The organism is Nocardia callitridis (assembly GCF_039543305.1).
Taxonomy (GTDB): domain Bacteria; phylum Actinomycetota; class Actinomycetes; order Mycobacteriales; family Mycobacteriaceae; genus Nocardia; species Nocardia callitridis.
The window spans coordinates 251,391-270,905 of sequence record NZ_BAABJM010000001.1 but is presented as its reverse complement, the minus strand read 5'-3'; the positions used below and the strand labels follow the sequence as shown (position 1 = coordinate 270,905).

Below are 19,515 nucleotides of genomic sequence, written 5' to 3'. Positions count from 1 at the left end.
CGGCCTGCGTATTCGACCGACCGGCACCGCTGGTTACAGTCAAGAGATGGGTAGCCCGATCGTCACACCGTCCCCGACACTGTGCGGTAGGCCGGTCGCGACGGATCGAGCGTTGGTGATGGCGATCGTCAACCGCACCCCCGACTCGTTCTACGACAAGGGCGCGACCTTCCACGACGATGCCGCCATGGCCGCCGTCGCCCGCGCGGTGGACGAGGGTGCCGACCTGGTCGATATCGGCGGGGTGAAGGCGGGGCCGGGCAGCGCCGTGGACGCCGCCGAGGAGATGCGACGGGTGGTGCCGTTCGTCGCGGCCATCCGTGCCGAATACTCGGAACTGTTGATCAGTGTCGATACCTGGCGCTCGGAAGTCGCGCGCGCCGCCGCAGCGGTCGGCGCCGACCTGATCAACGACACCTGGGCGGGTGCCGACCCCGAACTGGTGGCGGTGGCCGCCGCCGAAGGGGTCGGCATCGTATGCACACACACCGGTGCCGCGGTGCCACGCACCCGTCCACATCGGGTGCGTTATCCGGATGTGGTGGCCGATGTCGCCGAGACCGTGGTGCGTTCGGCCGAGCGCGCGTTAGCGCTAGGTGTCGACGAGGATTCGATCCTGATCGATCCGACGCACGATTTCGGCAAGAACACCTATCACGGGCTCGAGTTGTTGCGCGGAGTCGACGTTCTTGTAAATACCCGGTGGCCTGTGCTTATGGCATTGAGCAACAAGGATTTTATCGGGGAGACTCTAGGTGTCGGACTATCCGAACGGTTGGAGGGCACATTGGCAGCAACAGCTTGGTCGGCCGCCGCGGGCGCCCGAGTCTTTCGAGTCCACGAAGTCGCCGCGACCCGGCGCGTGGTGGATATGATCGCCGCGATTCAGGGAATCCGGCCCCCCGCACGAACCTTGCGAGGTCTGGTTTGACAATCCCACACGACATTCGACACGAGTCCGAATTCCCGCACGACTCGATCCGTCACGAATCGGCATGGGCGACAACCCATTCCTGGGAGACCCCGACCTGGTCGGTGCGTGAACTCGTCGCCGCCAAGAATGGCCGCACCGTCTCGGTGGTGCTGCCGGCGTTGAACGAGCAGGACACCGTCGCGCAGGTGGTGGCCAGCATCCGGCCGTTGCTCGGCACCCTGGTCGACGAGTTGATCGTGCTCGATTCCGGGTCAACGGACGCGACCGCCGAACGCGCGCGCGCCGCCGGCGCCGAGGTCTTCAGTCGCGAGCAGGCCATCCCGGAACTGGAGCCGGTGCCAGGCAAGGGCGAGGCCCTCTGGCGTTCGCTTGCGGTGACCAGCGGTGACGTGATCGCCTTCGTCGACTCCGATCTGCTCGACCCGGACCCCGCCTTCGTCCCGAAGCTGCTCGGTCCGCTGTTGACCATGCCCGAGATGCACCTGGTGAAGGCTTATTACCGTCGCCCGTTGCGGCAAGGTGACTCGATTGATGCGCACGGGGGCGGCCGGGTCACCGAACTGGTTGCCAGGCCGCTGCTCGCCGCGCTGCGACCAGGACTGTCGCCGCTGCTGCAACCACTGGGTGGTGAGTACGCCGGTACCAGGGAATTACTCACCTCGGTGCCGTTCGCACCCGGCTACGGCGTGGAGATCGGGCTGTTGCTCGATACCTACGACCGGCTCGGCCTCTCGGCGATCGGCCAGGTGAACCTGGGGGTGCGCACCCACCGCAACCGGCCGCTGGCCGACCTGGGCGTGATGAGTCGCCAGATCCTCGGCACCGCGCTCGGGCGCAGTGGCGTCTCGGACTCCGGTGCGCCGCTCACCCAGTTCCCCATGGTCGACGGGGTCTTCACCGCGCAGCGCACCGACGTCTCGCTGGTCGATCGGCCGCCGATGAAGACCTTGCGCCCGCAGCGGGCCGCGGCATGAGGGGTCGTTCGACCACGGCTCCCCACCCCACGGCTCGGGTGCTCGGCCGCTGCGAGGGGTGACTGGACCGCTCGAACGCCGCCGTACCTCGGTCAGCCCGAACATGCGAACGAGTACTGCGGGCCAATAGGCTGACGCCGGTGGGGACGGGCAGCGGTTGTGCACGCGCCGACACCGCGTTGAACGCGTGGCCTGGTTACCACGTCGACGTGACCGTGCGTGCGGGTGTCGCTCGTCTTGGTGGGCGAGGCTTCGGCACCTGGGTACGGCGTGCGGCCTATTCCGCGCGGCGGCGGCGGTGCTCGACGATCGGCTCGCGGACGCGTTGTTCGGTCGCGATCGTGTGCGGCTGAGTCGGCGGGCCCTCGGCGTCGGCGGCCTCCTCGGGCTCCGGTAGCCGTTCGGCCGCGTGCTCCTCGGCCAGCCGGGCCTGCAACTCGGCGACCGTCACATGCCGATGTGCCGTGGTCGGTCGTAGCTTGAGGGCGACGACGAGGGCTAGTAGGCCGCTCACGAGCACGGCGCCGCCGACGACAATGAGCACAATCACCGCTGCATCCCCTTCACGGTCGCGTTCCTGGTCGGCCGCAAAGGTGTTGTCGGCCGGGCGTTCTCAGCATTGATCGAGCGCGCTGGTGTCCGGAAGTCGTGGACATTCGCCAGCTGGTGTTATGCGACCGTTTCGCGAAGGTAGAAGCCCGGCGCGACGCTGCCGCTCTGGAAATAGGACGTGAAAATCTCCGAGGCTTCCTCGGCGGTGAACACCTCGTCCGAATACACGCGCGGGACGTGCACACCCGAGGGTGCCGAGACGTCGGTGTCGGGCAATCCGGTGCGGTCGCCGCCCCGGCCGATCGTGTAGCGCCGAGTGACCCCATGGCTGGTGGCCGACATCTCGATGGCCATGGCATCCGCCGAACCGGTGCAGCGCAGGTAATCGCGTCCTGGGGCGGAACTGACCACCTGGGTGATCTCGGTGGCGCGCATCGGTTCGGGCAGGCAGGTCATGTCGATGGTGTAGCGGTGATATCCGTCCAGCCTGCGCAGCGGACGGAGGAAGTTGTAGATGACCTCGCCCGGCCCGATGAAAACCTTCAGCCGATCGCTGTAGGTCACCCGGTGGGTGGCCAGCGTCGGGCCCGAGGTATCGACGGGTCGGGGTGTGTCGGTACCCCGTGACGGTTGCGAGGTCTGTTGTGCGGGCTGTGGTGTCCTGGGCTTCAGCCGGGACATGGGAACGGACGGTCCGGAATGTGCTGTCGAACGTGTGCCACTCACGAAGCTCACCTACCAACGCATAGTTATCTTCTGGCAATTGAAACACCGGCTCGCAATCCCCGTCATCGGAAGGGAGTGGTGACCTGCGTCACATTACTCTATTGATACACGTAGGTGGCGTTTAGATACCGAACCGGGGTCGGTTTTTGGCCGGTTCAACCCCGCACCGACCCGCTATGGGCCGCGGCGGCTTTGCGGGATTCAGCGATGCTGGCCGGGTGCGGGCAAACGCGTTTCAGATTCGTGCCGGTAGATCGGCGTGAGCAGATCGGCTTCGAGTGGCTCACCCGTCGCGCGATCGAAACGGCACGCGACGAGCACCGAGAACAATTGGGTGCTCGCCCGCTCGTGCAGGGTGGACAGCCGGGTGGCCAGCAGCCGGATCGCACCGAGCGACCCCGGTGGATGCATCCCGTCGATCATCACCACACTGCCGCGGCCATCCGGTCGCGGCAGTCTGGCCAGGTAGGCGATGTCGTGCGGCTCCGGCCCGCCGGGGCGATACACCCGACGCGCCGCCCTGTCCTCGATGCCGCGCCGTGCGTCACCGGCCCTGGCCACCGTCCGGCGCAGCCGAGGGTCGCCCATGATCAGCTGACGCAAATTCGGTGAGAGCTCCGGCCCGCCGAGCACGACCAGGCCGTTGCGATTCAGATCCACCGGTCGACCCGGCAGGAAATGCTCGATCTCGACGCTGAAACCCAACTCGCGCAGCAACTCCGACAAGCGCTGCGGCGCCGCGGGGTCCGGCGCGCCGATGACCCGGCCCGCCCGTACTTCCGGAACAAGGACGGTGAGCGCGCCGTGCCCGAAGAACAACCCCTCCGGCGCGGGTCCCTGGGTGCTCACCTGGTGGATTCGGGCACGGGAAAGTCCCGCCGCCGCACCTATTCTGGCGAAAGTCCAGCCTTCGTCATGCAGGTCGCGGATCACCGAACGGCGAATCCTGGTGAGCTCATTGATTGTCTGTTGCGCCGCCGCCACCCCGTCGGTAGCCGCCTTGAGTCGCTCGACTTTATCCTCGATTGCGAACACTCGCGCCACGTCATCGGCCGACATGTGCGAAGTCTAGACAGCTGAACTGCCCTGTGCGTCTAGGCTTCTTGACGCTCCGACGGAAACCACAGGTCAGGTGGCATCCATGTCGATCGGCGGAGGTTCGTTGCGCGCCAACGGCTTTTGCAGACTCGGCGGTGGCGTCTTCGGGTGCTCTGGCATTCCGCTGTTTGTCCCATACACGTCATTCTTGTTGGGCAACAGACCATCCAAGTCCTTCAATAATGAATCGTCATTATTCAGAAGATGTTTGGTTACCACGCTGCGAGGGCTCATCCTGCGCAGTTCGTTCAGATCGGCCAGCGGTTTACGCAGGTCGTCGAACTCGGGGCCGATTTCCTCGCGCAGTTGCGAGGTCGCGCCGCTCGCGTAGTCGCGGACCTGCCGCAAACTGCGCGTGGTCCAGCGGATCGCGCCGGGCAGTCGCTCCGGTCCGAGGATCACGAGTGCGGCGACGAGCAAGATGACCAACTCGCTCCAGCCGATATTGCTGAACACGTGAACAGGCTACCCGCGCACCGCCGGCCGAGGTCAGTCGGATTCCAGAGTCACAGGAATGTCCACCTGCCTGCCATCCCGGATGACCTGCACGTTCACCGTCTCGCCGATACTGCGCGACTGCACGGCGACGACCAGCTCGTCCGGGCCGGTCACCTCGCGATCGCCGACGCGAACGATCACGTCGTTCTCCACGATGCCAGCCTTCGCGGCCGCGCCACCCGGCGCGACATCGGCCACCGCGGCGCCACTCATCACCTCGTTGGCGACCTGCTTGGTGTTCGCGCTCACTCCGATCGTCGGGTGATGCACCACGCCGTCGTGAATCAACGTCTGCGCGGTCGCGACCATCATGTCCACCGGAATCGAGAACCCCAGACCCACCGAACCGCCGGACTCGCTGCGGATGGCGGTGTTGATGCCGATCACTCGGCCATCGAGGTCCACCAGCGCGCCACCGGAGTTACCCGGGTTGATCGAGGCGTCGGTCTGCACGGCGTCGATCACCGCGTCGGTGTCGCTTTCCTCGCCCGCGAGTTTCACCGGACGATGCAGCGCGCTGACGATGCCGGAGGTGACGGTCTTGCTCAGGCCGAGCGGTGAACCGATGGCCAGCACGTCGTCGCCCACCTGAACCTCGTTGGACTTACCCAACTTCGCGACGGTGAGATTTTTCACATCCACCTTCAGGACGGCCAGATCGGCCTTCTGGTCGCGGCCGACGATATTCGCGGGAACCCGTGTGCCGTCGGAGAACTGCACCTGGATCGCGGCCTTGCCCGACTTGTCCAGCGCCGCCATCGCCACCACGTGATTGTTGGTCACGAGGTAGCCGGCGCCGTCGATGACCACGCCGGAACCGGTGCTGCCATTATCGCCGACGGTCGTACGGATCGACACCACCGAAGGCAACACCGCGTCCGCCACCTGGGCGATCTCGCCGTGCGGGCGATCGGCGTCGGAACCCTGCTGCAGTTCGACCTTGCGGGAGGTGAGCGTCGAGGTGGTTTCGGCGGTCACCCTGCCGATCAGCCCGCCGAGCAGGCCGAGCACCAGCGCCAAGACACCCAACAGCGCAAGTGCCTTCGGCGCGACGCGCGACCCGAACAGCACCTCGCGTGCCGACAGCTTGTTCGCCGGTGGCAGTTCCTCGGCCCTCGGCGTCGCCAACGCGGGCGCGCCGAGCCGGGCGGCCGCGTCGGGGTCGCGCCACGGATCGCTCGGACCCGCCGCGGGCGGCGGTGCGTCCGAGGCCGTCGGATCTCGTTGCAGGAGTTCAGCGGAGCCCTCGGGGCGGGAGAACGCCTCGGCCAGCACGGCGTCCGGCGGGCGGTTCTGTAATTCGGGGCCCAGCGGCGGTGCGGCGCCCTCGGCGCGCGTCGGCAACGGCTGCGCGAAGGAACCGGCCTGGCCATCGGGTCTCGCGAAAGCCTGTGCGGTGTGTTCGTCGACTTCAGGTCGATAAACCGGACGCGGGCCGAGTTCGGGCGCATCGTGCGGCCGCAAATTCCCTCTGTTGGCCGCCGAATCAGAGGTGTCGGCCGATCCGGTGTTCGTCGATTCGGTGGTCACGCCGGAAACTCTACTTGCGCCACCAAGTGGTCCATCGAGTCGCGGTGAACGAATCCGGAAGAAATCCGAAAACCGCGTCGTTGCGCGGTGTTCCATGCGCGGCGTCGGCCCTGCTCGTGGCGCCGCCGGGCAATTCGGCCAAGGGAATTCGAGTCAGGCTGTCGTGCAATCCGGTGGGAATGGCGACCTGGTCGGCGCGGCGCAACGCGATACGCGCCTGCTGCTGCGCGTCGACCTCGGCGGCACATTCGGCACACACGGAAAGATGTTGCGCGGCACGCAAGTAGGCGTTCATCCGCAATTCGCCATCCACATAGGCCGCGACTGCCTCGCTGGCCAGGTGCTCGGTGGGGCGGAAACGAGGCGGACGACGACCTGACGTGCTCGAGTCGCCACTCATTCGGTGCTCACCCTTCCAACCGACATCAACCGATCCGGATACGAGTGACTGCCGATCGGCAATCCTCTTCCGTGTCACCCTATGTTCGCGTCAGCGGCGAGCCGCTGGCCACTTCCATTATGCGCGAGGTAATCGCGCAACGCCTGTCGCCCACGATGGATGCGACTGCGCACTGTTCCCAGCTTCACTCCGAGGGTAGCGCCGATTTCCTCGTACGACAGCCCCTCGATGTCGCACAGCACCACGGCGGCGCGGAATTCGGGGGCGAGCGCGTCCAACGCGGACTGGAGATCGGGATCGAGTCGAGCGTCGTGGTAAAGCTGCTCGGGGCCGGGACCCTCCGAAGGCACCCTGTCGTAGTCCTCGGGCAGCGCCTCCATCCGAATCCGATTGCGCCGCCGCACCATATCCAGGAACAGGTTCGTGGTGATGCGGTGCAGCCAGCCCTCGAAGGTGCCCGGCTGGTAATTCGACAGCGAGCGGAACACCCGGATGAAGGTGTCTTGGGTGAGGTCCTCGGCGTCCTGCGCGTCGCCGGAGAGCCGGTAGGCGAGCCGGTAGACGCGGTCGGCGTGCTCGCGCACCAGTTCGTCCCACGACGGCATGGCCGTGCGATCACCGGTAGCGTCGAACGCGGCCGTGCCGCTCAGTTCGATCTCCGGGTCGGTCATTTCCGCGTCCGGCACCGACGGGTTCGCATCGGCGCCGGAGTCGGCTGCTGTTTCGGCAGGACGCGTGCCCTCCGGCTCCGCGGTCGCACCGCTGAACCGGGCTTTCTCGACCGGAAGACCCTTCTCGATCGGCAGGGTCTGCTCCGGCAGGGTGGCGTGCTCATGCGCCGCATCGACCATGTGGATGGGGCTACCTCCTACTAGGGACCGCAAACGTCGGTATTTCGGATCGGTTCGGATCTGCGAACCTCTCCTGTGGTGACAACCGACAACACGTATGTCGTTGTTCCCACGCCCGGTGTTAAACGGCCGTGCGGTCTTGCGTCGAGTACCACTCTTTCCTGCTCTGATATGGCCGGGGTGTGGAGATCCTGAAGGACGCCTGAGAAAACTCACGGGTAGTTTCACCTGCGGCGCGCCAGGTTCGCGGCACCGTTCACCCGCTCACCCCATTAATCTTCTCCCTGTGGCATCGAATCTCGAGAGAAATCTCGCCTACGTGGAGGAATCCGTCGTAGAGGACGAGGTCCTGATCAGCGCGCGTGAACGGGCCACCGAACTCGGTGCGGCACCCGTACCGCCTTCGGTCGGAGCGCTGCTGAGCATGTACGCGCAACTGCTCGGCGCGCGGACCGTGGTCGAAGTCGGCACCGGGGCCGGTGTCAGCGGCCTGTGGCTGCTCGACGGCATGCGTGAGGACGGCACGCTGACGACCATCGACTCCGAGCCCGAGCATCAGCGGGCGGCCAAGGAGGCATTCCGCACCGCCGACATTCCGACCGCGCGGACTCGTCTGATCAACGGCCGAGCACTCGACGTGCTGCCACGCCTGGCCGACGGCGGCTACGACATGGTGTTCATCGACGCCGCGCCGCTGGAACACCCGCAGTACGTCGAACAGGCGGTGCGATTACTGCGCGCGGGGGGAGCGCTGGTGCTGAACAACGCGCTGCTGGGTGGTCGGGTCCCCGATAGCGCGCAACGCGACGCCATGACCCAGGCGGTACGCGCCGCGACCCGCGCGATCGCCGAGGACCCCGAACTGACCACCGTGCTGGTTCCGGTCGGTGACGGATTGCTCTGCGCCGCACGGGGCTGACCCACCGCGCCGCGCTACACCCAGATGCCCTTGCCGACGGTCACCACGCCGCCATTGCTGATCGCGAACCTGCTCCGGTCGCGTTCGCGGTCGACCCCGATGATCTCGCCCTCGCTGACCACGACGTTCTTGTCGAGAATGGCGCGGCGCACCACCGCGCCTCGGCCCACCCGAACGCCTGGCATCAGCACACACCCCTCGACCGTCGCACCGTCGTCGACCATCACATTCGAGCTCAGCACCGAATTGCGCACTGTCGCCGCCGACAGGATGCTGCCCGCGCCGACGATGCACTCCTGCGCCAGCCCGCCCTGAGCGAACTTCGCCGGGGGTAGGTTCTCCGCGGCGCCGCGAATCGGCCAGTGCTTGTTGTAGAGGTTGAATACCGGATGCACCGAGACCAGGTCCATGTGCGCGTCGTAGAAAGCGTCGATGGTGCCGACATCGCGCCAGTAACCGCGGTCGCGGGCGGTGGCGCCGGGCACCTCGTTGTCGGCGAAATCGTAGACACCGGCCCTGCCCTCGGCCACCAGCGACGGGATGATGTCGCCGCCCATGTCGTGGTCGGAATCCGAACAGTCGGCGTCCGCCTTGATCGAGTCCACCAACACCTTGGTGGTGAATACGTAGTTGCCCATGGAGGCGAAGGTGACGTTCGGATCGTCCGGTGTGCCCGGCGGGTGCGCGGGCTTCTCCAGGAATTGGGTGATGCGCCCCGATTCGTCGGAGTCGATACAGCCGAAGGCGCTGGCCTCGCTGCGCGGCACCCTGATGCCCGCAACGGTCACGCCCGCGCCGGAATTGATGTGATGGGTGACCATCTGTTCCGGGTCCATCCGGTACACGTGATCGGCGCCGAAGACCACGATGTAGTCGGGGTCCTCGTCATAGATGAGGTTGAGCGACTGCATGACCGCGTCGGCGCTGCCGGTGTACCACCGTGGGCCCAGTCGCTGCTGCGCTGGCACCGGCGTGATGTACTCCCCGCCGAATCCGGATAGCCGCCAGGTCTGCGAGATGTGCCGGTCCAACGAATGCGACTTGTACTGGGTGAGCACGCAGAGTCGCAGATACCCGGCATTGACCAGATTGCTCAGCACGAAATCGATCAGACGGTAGGCCCCGCCGAAGGGCACCGCGGGCTTGGCGCGGTCGGCCGTGAGTGGGAAAAGGCGCTTACCCTCGCCACCGGCGAGCACGATCCCGAGTACGTGCGGCTGGCTCCTCACACTGACAAAGTACCGGGTGGTCGCCGTGCGAGTGGCTGCAGCCGACCCGAACGTCTAGTTTGAATCGGTGAGTTTCGGCACGCACGGCGATACTCCGGCAGCGGACTCCTACGGAGAGAATCGGCTCCGGGTCGCGATGTTGACCCGTGAGTATCCGCCCGAGGTATACGGCGGGGCCGGGGTGCACGTCACCGAGTTGGCCGCGCACCTGCGCGGGCTGACCGAGGTGACCGTGCACTGCATGGGCGCGCAACGGGTGAACGCTGTTGCGCATCAACCCGATCCGACGCTCGACGCCGCCAATCCCGCGCTCCGGATGATGTCGGCACAGCTGCGCATGGCCGATGCCGCCCGTGACGCCGAGATCCTGCATTCGCACACCTGGTACGCCGGGCTGGCCGGACACCTCGCCGCCACGCTCTCCGGCGGCGCGCACGTACTGACCGCGCACTCGCTGGAGCCACGACGGCCGTGGAAGGCCGAACAGCTCGGTGGTGGATACCGGCTGTCCTCGTGGTCGGAACGCAACGCCGTAGAGCACGCGGACGCCGTGATCGCCGTAAGCGCGGGCATGCGCCGCGATGTCCTCGACGCCTACCCGTCCGTCGACCCCGACCGGGTGCACGTCGTGCACAACGGGATCGATGCGCAAACGTGGCATCCTGGCTCGGTCGCCGAGGGCATGCGGCCCGTACTCGACACGCTCGGGGTGCGTTTGGACCGCCCGATCGTGGCTTTCGTCGGAAGGATCACCAGGCAAAAGGGTGTCGGGCACCTGCTGGCCGCCGCGCGCGACTTCGACCCGGGCATCCAACTGGTGTTGTGTGCTGGCGCCCCGGACACCGAGGAATTGGCCGACGAGGTGGCCGAGGCGGTCGGGCGGCTGCAACGTCATCGGGGCGGCGTGTTCTGGGTGCGGGAGATGCTGCCGACCGAACAGATCCGCCAGATCCTCGCCGCGGCGACGGTCTTCGTGTGCCCTTCGGTATACGAACCGCTCGGCATCGTGAATCTGGAGGCGATGTCGTGCGCGACCGCCGTGGTCGCCTCGGATGTGGGCGGTATCCCCGAGGTGGTCGCCGACGGGCACACCGGTCGATTGGTGCACTACGACCCGCTGGCCGTCGCGGACTATGAGCGGGGGCTCGCCGAGGCGGTCAACGAGGTGGCGGGTGATCCGGTGCTCGCCGCCGATTTCGGTGCGCGCGGCAGGGCGACGGCGATCGCCGAGTTCGGCTGGCCGAGGATCGCGCGGCGCACCCTAGAGGTCTATGCGCGGGCGCGCGGCGTGAGGCGGTAGGTCGATACCGGTGCCGCGCGGTGGTGGTGATGGCCACGGCCGCCATTCGACGGTGGTCGCGGAGTTCGGCCGGGGGGTGGATCGCGTGGTGGACGTTCGAGGTCTATGAGTGGGCGCGCGGCGTGAGGCGATAGGTCGATACCGGCGGCGCACGGTGACGGTGGTGGTGATGGGCACGGCCGCCATTCGACGGTGGTCGCGGAGTTCGGCCGGGGGGTGGATCGCGTGGTGGGCGATCGAGGTCTATGAGTGGGCGCGCGGCGTGAGGCGGTAGGTCGATACCGGTGCCGCGCGGTGATGGTGATGGCCACGGCCGCCGTTCGACGGTGGTCGCGGGGTTCGGCCGGGGTGGATCGCGTGGTGGCGATCGAGGTCTATGAGTGGGCGCGCGGCGTGACGCGATAGGTCGACACCAGCACCGAGGCGGTGACCTTCGTCGTGTCGGCCACGGCGGCCAGCCTGGAGTCGTCGGTCCCCGCGTGAAATGCCGACGGCCCCATACCGACCACGTTCGCCACGTCCGCTCGGTCCAGTTCCATCGGATATTCGATCAGGACACGGTCGGCGACGTCGAAGCGTCCCGACAGTGCGGCATCGAGCCTACGGTCCTTGTCCGGGTCCACGGTCACCATGCCCAACGGCCCGATCAGTTCGCCGAGATGCCGATCGGTGGGTGTCGCCACCACGAACCGCCCCTCGGGGGCGAGCGCGCGAGCGACCTCGTCGGGATTGCGCGGCGCGAACACCGAAAGCACCGCCGTCAGCGTGCCGTCGCGGACCGGGAGGCCGAGCCAGGCGTCGGCGAGTACCGCAGCGGCGCGTTCATGCGCGCGGGCGCAGCGTCGCGCGGCCGGTTTGGCGACATCGACCGCGATGGCGGTGGCGGTGGGAGCGGCGTCGAGTGCGTCGGCGGTGTAGTAGCCGGTCCCCGCGCCGATTTCGAGCAGCGTGGCGCCGGGGCCGGTGTCCGCGGTGACGGCACGGGTCACCGCGGCGGCGATGGGGGTGAAGTGTTGTCGGCGCTGAAATGCCGCGCGCGCGTCGAGCATGGCCGGGGTATCGCCGGTCATCTTGGTCGAGGCACCCGTGAGCAGCCCGACATAGCCTTGCTTGGCGATGTCGAAGCTGTGGCCACGCACGCAACGCAGCGCCCGCTCTCCTGGTTCGAGTGCGAGCGCCGCGCCGGTCGTCGTGGCGGAATCGGCTTCGGCGGCCGACCGACCGGGACGCGCGCATTGTGGGCACGCCAAAAGATCGGCTACGGCCGCCAAGGCCGGGAAATCAGCTGAGGCCACTCAGCCGGTGACACTCTTCAATTCGTCTCCGAGTGCCGCTGCTTCATCCGGCGTGAGTTCGACGACCAGACGCCCGCCACCCTCGAGTGGAACCCGCATGACGATTCCACGCCCTTCCTTGGTTGCCTCGAGGGGACCGTCCCCGGTACGGGGCTTCATGGCCGCCATCCTCTGCTCCCTCCAGATCTGCGCGGTATCCTGCGCACGTTCTCGCCAACTCCAGTTGTCACCAACCAAGTAGCCCGCCGGCATTTGGCGAGCTACACCCGCCCTATTCTTCCCTATCCCCGATGCAGACGGGTAGCTGAGTTCGAAAAGTGACCACCGTGGCCGAATCAGTCGGCGCGGTTTTCCACCCAGCAGTCGGCTAAATGGTCATCGACCATTCCCGTCGCCTGCATCAGCGCGTAGGCGGTGGTCGGCCCGACGAAGCGAAAACCCCTTCGCTTCAATTCTTTTGCCATCGCCGTAGATTCCGCGGTGACCGCGGGGACGTCGGAACCCGACTTCGGGCGCGGGCGTGGCGCCGGCGCGAACGACCACAGCAGTGCGTCCAGGCCGATGTCCAGTTCCCGCGCGACCTTGGCATTGTTGATCGCGGCAGCGATCTTCAACCGGTTGCGCACGATGCCAGCGTCGGCGAGCAATCGCGTCACGTCGTCGTCGCCGAACTCGGCGACCCGCTCGATCGAGAATCCGGCGAACGCGGCACGAAACGCGGGCCGTTTACGCAGGATGGTGATCCACGACAGACCCGACTGGAACGCCTCGAGGCACATCCGCTCGAACAGGGCGTCGTCGCCGTGCACCTGCCTGCCCCACTCGGTGTCGTGGTAGTCCAGGTAGAGCTGGTCGTTCATCGGCCACGAACAACGCACCTTGCCGTCGTCCACCATGGCGGGTGTCGCGGGCATCAGATCTCCGGCGTGAACGGCGCGACCGGTCCAACGGGGGTCCACTGCGCGGCCTGTGCCTCGGCGAGCTGGTGTTGCAGCTCGTCGATCCGTCCCGCGAGCTGAGCCAGCGCCCAGTCCACCTCGCTGGCCTTGTAACCGCGCAACACCTGCTGGAACCGTAGGGCGCGCACGTCGGCGCCGGAGAGGCCCTCGGCCGGCAGCACCGTGGCCGTTGTGCCCTCTGGTAGTGGTGCGAGCTCCTCCGAACGGCCGAACACGGCGCTGGCGAGCAGGAACAACACCGCGGCGACCAGACCGACGATCAGGACATACAACAGCAGCGTGAGCATGACACGAGCTTATGGGCACCCACCGACAGCCCTGACACCTGGACTCTCGATCATGTGCTCACGCCGCCCGCGACCAGCTACTTGCGGTTGGTGTCGAGCCCGAGCGACATGCCGGCGAGCCCCCGTCGCCGCACAGCGATCTTGTCGGCGACCTCCAGCAAAGCCTTGGCCGCCGGGGTAGCCGGCTCCTGCAGTACCAAGGGGGTTCCCTCGTCGCCGGACTCGCGCAAGGCCTGCTCGATCGGGATCTGCCCCAGCAAGGGCACGTTCGCGCCGACCGCGCGGGTGAGTCGTTCGGCAACGGCCTGGCCGCCGCCGGAACCGTAGAGGTCCATCCGGCTGCCGTCGGGCAATTCCAGCCACGACATGTTCTCCACCACGCCCGCGATGCGCTGCCGGGTCTGCAACGCGATCGCGCCCGCGCGCTCGGCCACCTCCGCCGCCGCGGCCTGCGGTGTGGTGACGACCAGGATCTCCGCATTGGGAATCAGCTGGGCGATCGAGATGGCGACATCGCCGGTGCCCGGCGGCAGGTCGAGCAACAGGATGTCCAGGTCGCCCCAGAACACGTCGGCGAGGAACTGTTGCAACGCGCGGTGCAGCATCGGCCCTCGCCAGACCACCGGGGTATTGCCCTGGGTGAACTGCGCGATGGAGATCATCTTCACGTCGTGCGCGATCGGCGGCATGATCATCCGCTCGACCTGGGTCGGACGCGCGTCGGTGCCGAGCATGCGTGGAATGGAGTGACCGTAGATGTCGGCGTCCAACACGCCGACCGAGAGGCCGCGTGCGGCCATGGCCGCCGCGAGGTTGACGGTGACGCTGGACTTTCCGACCCCACCCTTTCCGGAGGCCACCGCGTAAACCCTGGTCAGCGAACCGGGTTGGGCGAAGGGGATCACCGGCTCGGCCGAGTCGCCGCGCAGCTTCTTGCGCAGCTCGGTGCGTTGCGTGTCGTCCATGACGTCTAGTTCGACGGTAACGGCGCCGACGCCGGGTACATCCGCGACGGCTTTACTCACTCGCTGGGTGATCTCGGTCCGCAGCGGACAGCCCGCCGTCGTCAGGTAGATCTCGATGTGCACGGCGCTGTCGTCGGCGATCGCGACGCTTTTGACCATGCCGAGTTCGGTGATCGGTTTGCGGATCTCCGGGTCGTCGACCTTCGCGAGGGCACCCCGGACATCGGCTTCCGCAACTACTGACATGGCAGAAATTTTAGGCGTGTCAAATTTTTGGCAGTTGGCCGGGCCGTGGTGCGACCCCGGTGCTGTAGCCGGTCTCCCATGCCATCACGTTCGCGACGTAGGCCATGGAGTTGTTGTAGCGCAGGATGGCGCGGGACTGCTGCGAGAGGTCGCCCATCTCGAGGCCGCCGTCGCACAGGTACCTCCCCGAGGTGAGCGCCGCGTCGAAGAGGTTCTGCGGGTCGGCAATGCCGTCGCCGTTACCGTCGGCACCGAATTTCTCCCAAGTTTGCGGAAGGAACTGCATCGGGCCGATCGCGCGGTCGTAGCCCGACAGTCCGTCGAGCGCGCCGCCGTCGGTGTCGGTGACGGCGCGATTGCCCGAGAGTGATCCGTCGAGGACCGGTCCGTAGACCGGGGTGAGCGGGTAGCCGTCGGCGTCGGCCGCGCCGTTGTTGGCGTGGTGGGATTCGACCCGGCCGATTCCGGCCAGCAACGACCACGGCATGGCGCATTCCGGATTCGACGCGGCCAGAATGCTTTCGGCGTTCTTGTACGCGGCAACGGCAACACCCGGAACATCGAGCGGGCCGGCGGGGAGATCCGCGATCTGCCTACCTTCGGCCAGCGCAACGGCTTTCACGACCGCGGGAGCGCCCGGTGAGGACTTCGCCATCGAGTTCTCGGCGTCCACGTCGATATCGATCGGTGCGACGGCGGCCTGCTGCGCGAGCACTGGCTGCTGCGCTTCGCCGTCCGGAAGCTGTTGCTGCACGGAGGCGGTGGCCGAGCTGGCGCCGCCGATATCGGTCACGGCGGTGACGGCGACGAGTCCGACGGGAACAAGTCCGGTCAGCGCGAGAACGGAGCTGTTACGCCTGGTGGTAGCAGGCTGCGGTTTGCGGTGACGCCCCACTGTTCGGTGACCCTCCAATGGCTCGGGGTGAGCCCTTCGTGACTGAACGAAGAGAAGATTACCGCATTCGAGACCTTTTTGTTACTCCCTCGTGACCTGTATTTTCGGGCGGGCTCGACGTGCGATCATCCTGCCTTCGATACCGACTCTTGCGACGGCCGTGCATGATCGCGCACCGCGCGGATCATGGGTTCGAGTCGCCGACCCTACTCCCGCACGGATTCGCGACCGAATCAGCCCTGCGCCGCTGGCAGCGGAACGACGATGCCGAAGGGGAGGGTGAGCGCGGGCGGCGGCATCGGTGCCGGTTCGGCCGATGGCGCGGGTTCGGTCGTGATGGTGGGCTCCGAGGGGTCCGAATCTGATTGCTGCGCTTCGGATTCCGGCATCGTGGTAGCCGGGCTCTGCGAGTCCGTCTGCTGTGTCGGGTCTTCCGAATGTCCGGTTTGATCCGGCGCGGCCTCGTCGGGACCGATCGCGCGCATACACGCGCTGCTGTCGGTGGACTCGGGCTCGGTGGGGGTGGCCGTGCTGTTCGGGTCGACGCCGGAACCGTAGGTCTGTGCGGGGCTGAGGGTCTGCTGCGGTTGCCCGGGACGCGGCATCGGCGCCGGAACGATCGCGAGCTGGTCGGGCTCACACGGCGAGGAGGGCTTCGGCGGTGGTGGAGGGCAGAGGATCCCGCAGGGGATCGGCGGCAGGCCGGGCACCCTGATCATCAACTCAGGCGCAGGTGTCTGTGGCCGCTGCTGCGGCAGTCCACGTGGTGGCGTCTGTTCTGGCTGTGGCGTTGTCGGCGGTTTCGTGGTGTTCGCGGCCGACATGTCGGGTCCCTGTGGGATGCTGCCCGGCGGAATGATTCCCGGTGTGACCTGGCCGGGCGTCGTTGTGCCTCCGCTGCGGTAGGACGCCGACCAGCCGAGTACGTTCGCCGCGTAGGACATCGAGTTGTTGTAGCGCAGGACCGCGCGTAGCTCCTGTGCCGGATCGCGCAGATTCATTCCGCCGGAGCACAGGTACTTGCCAGCGCCGAGTGCGGCGTCGAAGACGTTGTTCGGATCGGCGACCCCGTCGCCGTTGCCGTCGGAGGCGTAGTGCGTCCAGGTGCTGGGGAGGAACTGCATCGGCCCCACCGCGCGCACGTAACCGCCGTCGGCCGAGCGGATTACCTCGTTGTCGGGCAAGGTGCCGTCGAGCGTCGGGCCGTAGATCGGGGTGGTCGTGGTGCCCGCCGCGTCGGTGTGTCCGCCACTGGCGTGACCGGATTCGATGCGACCGATCCCCGCGAGCAAACTCCAGGACACCCCGCAGCCGGGCATGGTGGAGGCCAGCGCGAGTTCGGCATTGCGGTAGGCGGCGAGGACGATTTCGGGAATGCCGAGTGCCCCACCGGATCGGGGTAGCTCGAGGGTGCCCAGTGGCACCGTTCCCGCGAACAGCGGCGCGCCGTCGCCGGGTGCCTTCATCGCGCGCAGCTTGCGCGGGGCCTCGGGGCTGACCGGAAGCAGTCCCACAGTTTTCGACAATGCGGGTGTGGCGTCGCGGTTTTCGGGGCCGTCGGGATCCGAGGCCGCGAAGTGTGCCTCCGGTGCGGTGGGGGGTGTGTCCGAATGCGGGATGTGTGCGGCCGAGCCCGAGGCGACCAAACCAGCGACGACCATGGCCGACACGGTTACCGGTGTAGATATTCGCATTCAGCCGCACCAATCTACGTCGTGGGAACGGCCACTGGTGGACGTTCGGCGCCCCTGTCCCGCTCTGGACAACGTCTTCCAGGCTACCTACCAGTAAGGAAAAATTCGGTATTTCCGGTCAATCGTCCGCTGCGGGTGGTGAAACCGGAACTGAGGACTGCTTTTGACCAGTGCTTTTCTTGCGCTGCACCTTCTTCGCGGCCTTGTTCGATCGCTCGGTTCGCGCCTCGTCCGGTTCGTCGTCCGCGAGATCCGCGTGGGCTCCCGCGTTTTCGATCCGCTCGAGTATCTCCCTCATCTCATCGAGTTCGCGGCGCAAATAGTCGCGTGTCGCGACCTCGCCGACCGCGAGGCGCAGCGCCGCGAGTTCGCGTGCGAGAAACTCCGTGTCGGCCTTGGTCTGTGCCGCGCGCAGCCGATCCTCTTCCAGTGCCACCCTGTCGCGATTGTCCTGCCGATTCTGTGCGAGCAGGATCAGCGGCGCCGCGTACGCGGCCTGGGTGGAGAACGCGAGATTCAGCAGGATGAACGGGTAAGGGTCCCAACGCCAAGCGACCAGCGAGATATTGAGCAGGATCCAGACAACCACCACCACCGTCTGGATCGCCAAATACCTACCGGTGCCGAGGAAGCGCGCGACCCGTTCGCTGCCGCGCGCGATCGCATCCGAGTCCCAGTCGAACCTGAACCGCGCCCCCGCGGGGGTTTCCAGGCGCTGCCGTGCGGCGGTCGCGACCCTGGTGTTCACCGATTCCTTGTCGGTCATAGCTTTTCGACACCTTCGGTGAATCGTGGGTCGTGGCTGCCTGATCGGATCGCGTTGCCGACCGCGCGCGGCGCGTGGTCTTCGGCCGACCCTTCCTCGGCCACCTGCCGGTGGTCGGGTTCCTGATCCCGCCAGTCGTCGGGCAACAGATGATCCAGCACGTCATCGACGCTGACCGCGCCCACCAGATGGTTCCCGTCATCGACGACCGGCCCGCACACCAGGTTGTAGGTGGCGAAGTACCTGGTCACCGCGGACAGCGGCACCTCGGGATGCAATGCGGCCAAGTCGGAATCGAGAATCCCGCCGACCAGGTGTGCCGGCGGCTCGCGCAACAACTGTTGGATGTGCACCGAACCCAGGTAGCGGCCGGTGGGCGTCGAGGTCGGCGGGCGCACTACGAACACGATCGAGGCGAGCGCCGGACTGAGGTCGGGATTGCGCACCCTGGCCAGCGCTTCGGCGACGGTGGTCGCGGGTGTCAGGATGACCGGCTTCGGCGTCATCAGACCGCCCGCGGTGTCGGGGGAGTGTTCGAGCAGTCGACGCACCGGCTCGGATTCCTTCGGATCCATCATCGCCAGCAGCGATTCGGCCTCGGTATCGGGCAGCACCCCGAGCAGGTCGGCGGTGTCGTCGGGGTCCATCTCTTCCAGCACGTCGGCGGCGCGTCGGGGATCGAGGCTGTGCAGCACTTCGATGCGCGCCTCGTCGGGCAGTTCTTGCAGCACGTCGGCGAGACGGTCGTCGGCCAGCGCCGCGGCCACTTCGATCCGCCGCTTGCGTGGCAATTCGCGCAGCTGGTTGGCGACGTCGGCGGCGCGCAGACCCTCGAATTGTTCGAGCAACTGGGTGACGTCCTGGCCCGGCTTGTTGATCTCGTACGGCGTCAGACCCGACACCATGATCCAGTCGACGACGTGCACGCTCCTGCGCCGCCCGAGCCTGCGATGACCGCGCACCGCGACCCTGCTGACCCGCCAGTCCCGCGTCCTGGTCTGTTCGATCCCGAGATCGACCACCAACACCTCGACCCCGGCGAGGTCGGGAAGATCGGGATCCTCCACCCGCACCGAGGAGTCCACGATCTGCGCCATCGCGAGCAATTCGCCGGGGCGCTGGGTGAATTGACGCAGGCTCACGGTGCCGGTGTTGAGCGCGACCGCGCCGGGTTCGATGCTGGTGACCCGCAGCATCGGCACGAATATCCTGCGCCGGGTGGGCAATTCGACGACGAGCCCGTGCACGCGCGGTTGCTGCCGGTCGTAGCGCACAGCGACGACCACATCGCGAACGCGGCCGATAGACTCGCCGTCCGGCCCGAGCACCGCCAGGCCGGTGAGCCTGGCGGCGTACACCTTGGTTGCTGCCATGCTGCCAAGGCTAGAGGTTGACGT

At 67.0% G+C, this 19,515-nt stretch carries 21 protein-coding genes; 4 read left to right on the top strand and 17 right to left on the bottom strand.

Annotation, left to right across the window (positions count from 1 at the left end; genetic code table 11):
- The first annotated feature begins 46 nt into the window (after positions 1–46).
- Both folP and ABEA50_RS01200 read left to right on the top strand, forming a co-directional pair.
- Positions 47–931: a dihydropteroate synthase gene (folP, locus tag ABEA50_RS01205; protein WP_345493082.1), complete on the top strand. Its 885-nt coding sequence runs from the start codon at positions 47–49 to the stop codon at positions 929–931.
- A gap of 47 nt (positions 932–978) precedes the next feature.
- Positions 979–1,908 (top strand): glucosyl-3-phosphoglycerate synthase, encoded by a 930-nt coding sequence (locus ABEA50_RS01200; protein WP_425577559.1) that lies wholly within the window; start codon positions 979–981, stop codon positions 1,906–1,908.
- Positions 1,909–2,185: 277 nt separating this feature from the next.
- Here ABEA50_RS01200 and ABEA50_RS01195 read toward each other — a convergent pair whose 3' ends face one another.
- The 7 genes from ABEA50_RS01195 to sigE form a co-directional block, all read right to left on the bottom strand.
- A complete protein-coding gene (locus tag ABEA50_RS01195) occupies positions 2,186–2,458 on the bottom strand; it encodes a hypothetical protein (protein WP_345493081.1) in 273 nt (90 codons plus the stop codon).
- A gap of 119 nt (positions 2,459–2,577) precedes the next feature.
- On the bottom strand, positions 2,578–3,141 hold the full coding sequence (locus tag ABEA50_RS01190) for a hypothetical protein (RefSeq protein ID WP_345493080.1): 564 nt from the start codon (positions 3,139–3,141) through the stop codon (positions 2,578–2,580).
- Positions 3,142–3,387: 246 nt separating this feature from the next.
- Positions 3,388–4,245: a hypothetical protein gene (locus ABEA50_RS01185; RefSeq protein WP_345493079.1), complete on the bottom strand. Its 858-nt coding sequence runs from the start codon at positions 4,243–4,245 to the stop codon at positions 3,388–3,390.
- Between the two features lie 69 nt (positions 4,246–4,314).
- Positions 4,315–4,740: a Sec-independent protein translocase protein TatB gene (tatB, locus tag ABEA50_RS01180; RefSeq protein WP_345493078.1), complete on the bottom strand. Its 426-nt coding sequence runs from the start codon at positions 4,738–4,740 to the stop codon at positions 4,315–4,317.
- Between the two features lie 33 nt (positions 4,741–4,773).
- A complete protein-coding gene (locus ABEA50_RS01175) occupies positions 4,774–6,312 on the bottom strand; it encodes a S1C family serine protease (RefSeq protein ID WP_345493077.1) in 1,539 nt (512 codons plus the stop codon).
- A gap of 10 nt (positions 6,313–6,322) precedes the next feature.
- Positions 6,323–6,712: a hypothetical protein gene (locus tag ABEA50_RS01170; RefSeq protein WP_345493076.1), complete on the bottom strand. Its 390-nt coding sequence runs from the start codon at positions 6,710–6,712 to the stop codon at positions 6,323–6,325.
- A 74-nt stretch (positions 6,713–6,786) separates the two neighbouring features.
- Positions 6,787–7,563, bottom strand: a complete 777-nt coding sequence (gene sigE, locus ABEA50_RS01165; protein WP_425577499.1) for an RNA polymerase sigma factor SigE — start codon at positions 7,561–7,563, stop codon at positions 6,787–6,789.
- Positions 7,564–7,849: 286 nt separating this feature from the next.
- On the opposite strand from sigE, the gene ABEA50_RS01160 reads away from it, so the two are divergent.
- Positions 7,850–8,482, top strand: a complete 633-nt coding sequence (locus tag ABEA50_RS01160) for an O-methyltransferase (protein ID WP_345493075.1) — start codon at positions 7,850–7,852, stop codon at positions 8,480–8,482.
- 14 nt (positions 8,483–8,496) lie between these two features.
- Here the strand turns inward: ABEA50_RS01160 and glgC are convergent, their stop codons facing one another.
- Entirely contained in the window at positions 8,497–9,711 is a 1,215-nt protein-coding gene (gene glgC, locus ABEA50_RS01155; protein ID WP_345493074.1) for a glucose-1-phosphate adenylyltransferase, read from the bottom strand.
- A 136-nt stretch (positions 9,712–9,847) separates the two neighbouring features.
- Here glgC and glgA point away from each other — a divergent pair, with 136 nt between their 5' ends.
- Positions 9,848–11,011: a glycogen synthase gene (gene glgA / locus ABEA50_RS01150; protein ID WP_345494597.1), complete on the top strand. Its 1,164-nt coding sequence runs from the start codon at positions 9,848–9,850 to the stop codon at positions 11,009–11,011.
- A 374-nt stretch (positions 11,012–11,385) separates the two neighbouring features.
- On the opposite strand, the gene ABEA50_RS01145 is transcribed toward glgA, so the two are convergent.
- The 9 genes from ABEA50_RS01145 to ABEA50_RS01105 form a co-directional block, all read right to left on the bottom strand.
- Positions 11,386–12,306 carry a putative RNA methyltransferase gene (locus ABEA50_RS01145; RefSeq protein ID WP_345493072.1) on the bottom strand — a complete coding sequence of 307 codons (921 nt, stop codon included), beginning with the start codon at positions 12,304–12,306 and terminating at the stop codon, positions 11,386–11,388.
- Complete coding sequence (locus ABEA50_RS01140; protein ID WP_064484472.1) at positions 12,307–12,474, bottom strand: DUF3117 domain-containing protein; 168 nt, start codon at positions 12,472–12,474, stop codon at positions 12,307–12,309. It abuts the gene before it with no gap.
- Between the two features lie 167 nt (positions 12,475–12,641).
- On the bottom strand, positions 12,642–13,220 hold the full coding sequence (locus tag ABEA50_RS01135) for a DNA-3-methyladenine glycosylase I (protein WP_345493071.1): 579 nt from the start codon (positions 13,218–13,220) through the stop codon (positions 12,642–12,644).
- The gene (locus ABEA50_RS01130; protein ID WP_345493069.1) at positions 13,220–13,552 is read right to left on the bottom strand and encodes a DivIVA domain-containing protein; all 333 of its coding nucleotides are present in this window, start codon (positions 13,550–13,552) and stop codon (positions 13,220–13,222) included. The genes ABEA50_RS01135 and ABEA50_RS01130 overlap by 1 nt, the downstream gene beginning before the upstream one ends.
- Positions 13,553–13,629: 77 nt before the next feature.
- Complete coding sequence (locus ABEA50_RS01125) at positions 13,630–14,763, bottom strand: Mrp/NBP35 family ATP-binding protein (RefSeq protein WP_345493068.1); 1,134 nt, start codon at positions 14,761–14,763, stop codon at positions 13,630–13,632.
- Between the two features lie 19 nt (positions 14,764–14,782).
- On the bottom strand, positions 14,783–15,658 hold the full coding sequence (locus ABEA50_RS01120; protein WP_345493067.1) for a lytic transglycosylase domain-containing protein: 876 nt from the start codon (positions 15,656–15,658) through the stop codon (positions 14,783–14,785).
- Between the two features lie 233 nt (positions 15,659–15,891).
- Entirely contained in the window at positions 15,892–17,319 is a 1,428-nt protein-coding gene (locus tag ABEA50_RS01115) for a lytic transglycosylase domain-containing protein (RefSeq protein ID WP_345493066.1), read from the bottom strand.
- Between the two features lie 151 nt (positions 17,320–17,470).
- Positions 17,471–18,118, bottom strand: a complete 648-nt coding sequence (locus tag ABEA50_RS01110; protein ID WP_345493064.1) for a DUF1003 domain-containing protein — start codon at positions 18,116–18,118, stop codon at positions 17,471–17,473.
- Positions 18,115–19,491 carry a magnesium transporter MgtE N-terminal domain-containing protein gene (locus ABEA50_RS01105; RefSeq protein ID WP_345493063.1) on the bottom strand — a complete coding sequence of 459 codons (1,377 nt, stop codon included), beginning with the start codon at positions 19,489–19,491 and terminating at the stop codon, positions 18,115–18,117. Before ABEA50_RS01105 ends, ABEA50_RS01110 begins: the two co-directional genes overlap by 4 nt.
- Positions 19,492–19,515: the final 24 nt, after the last annotated feature.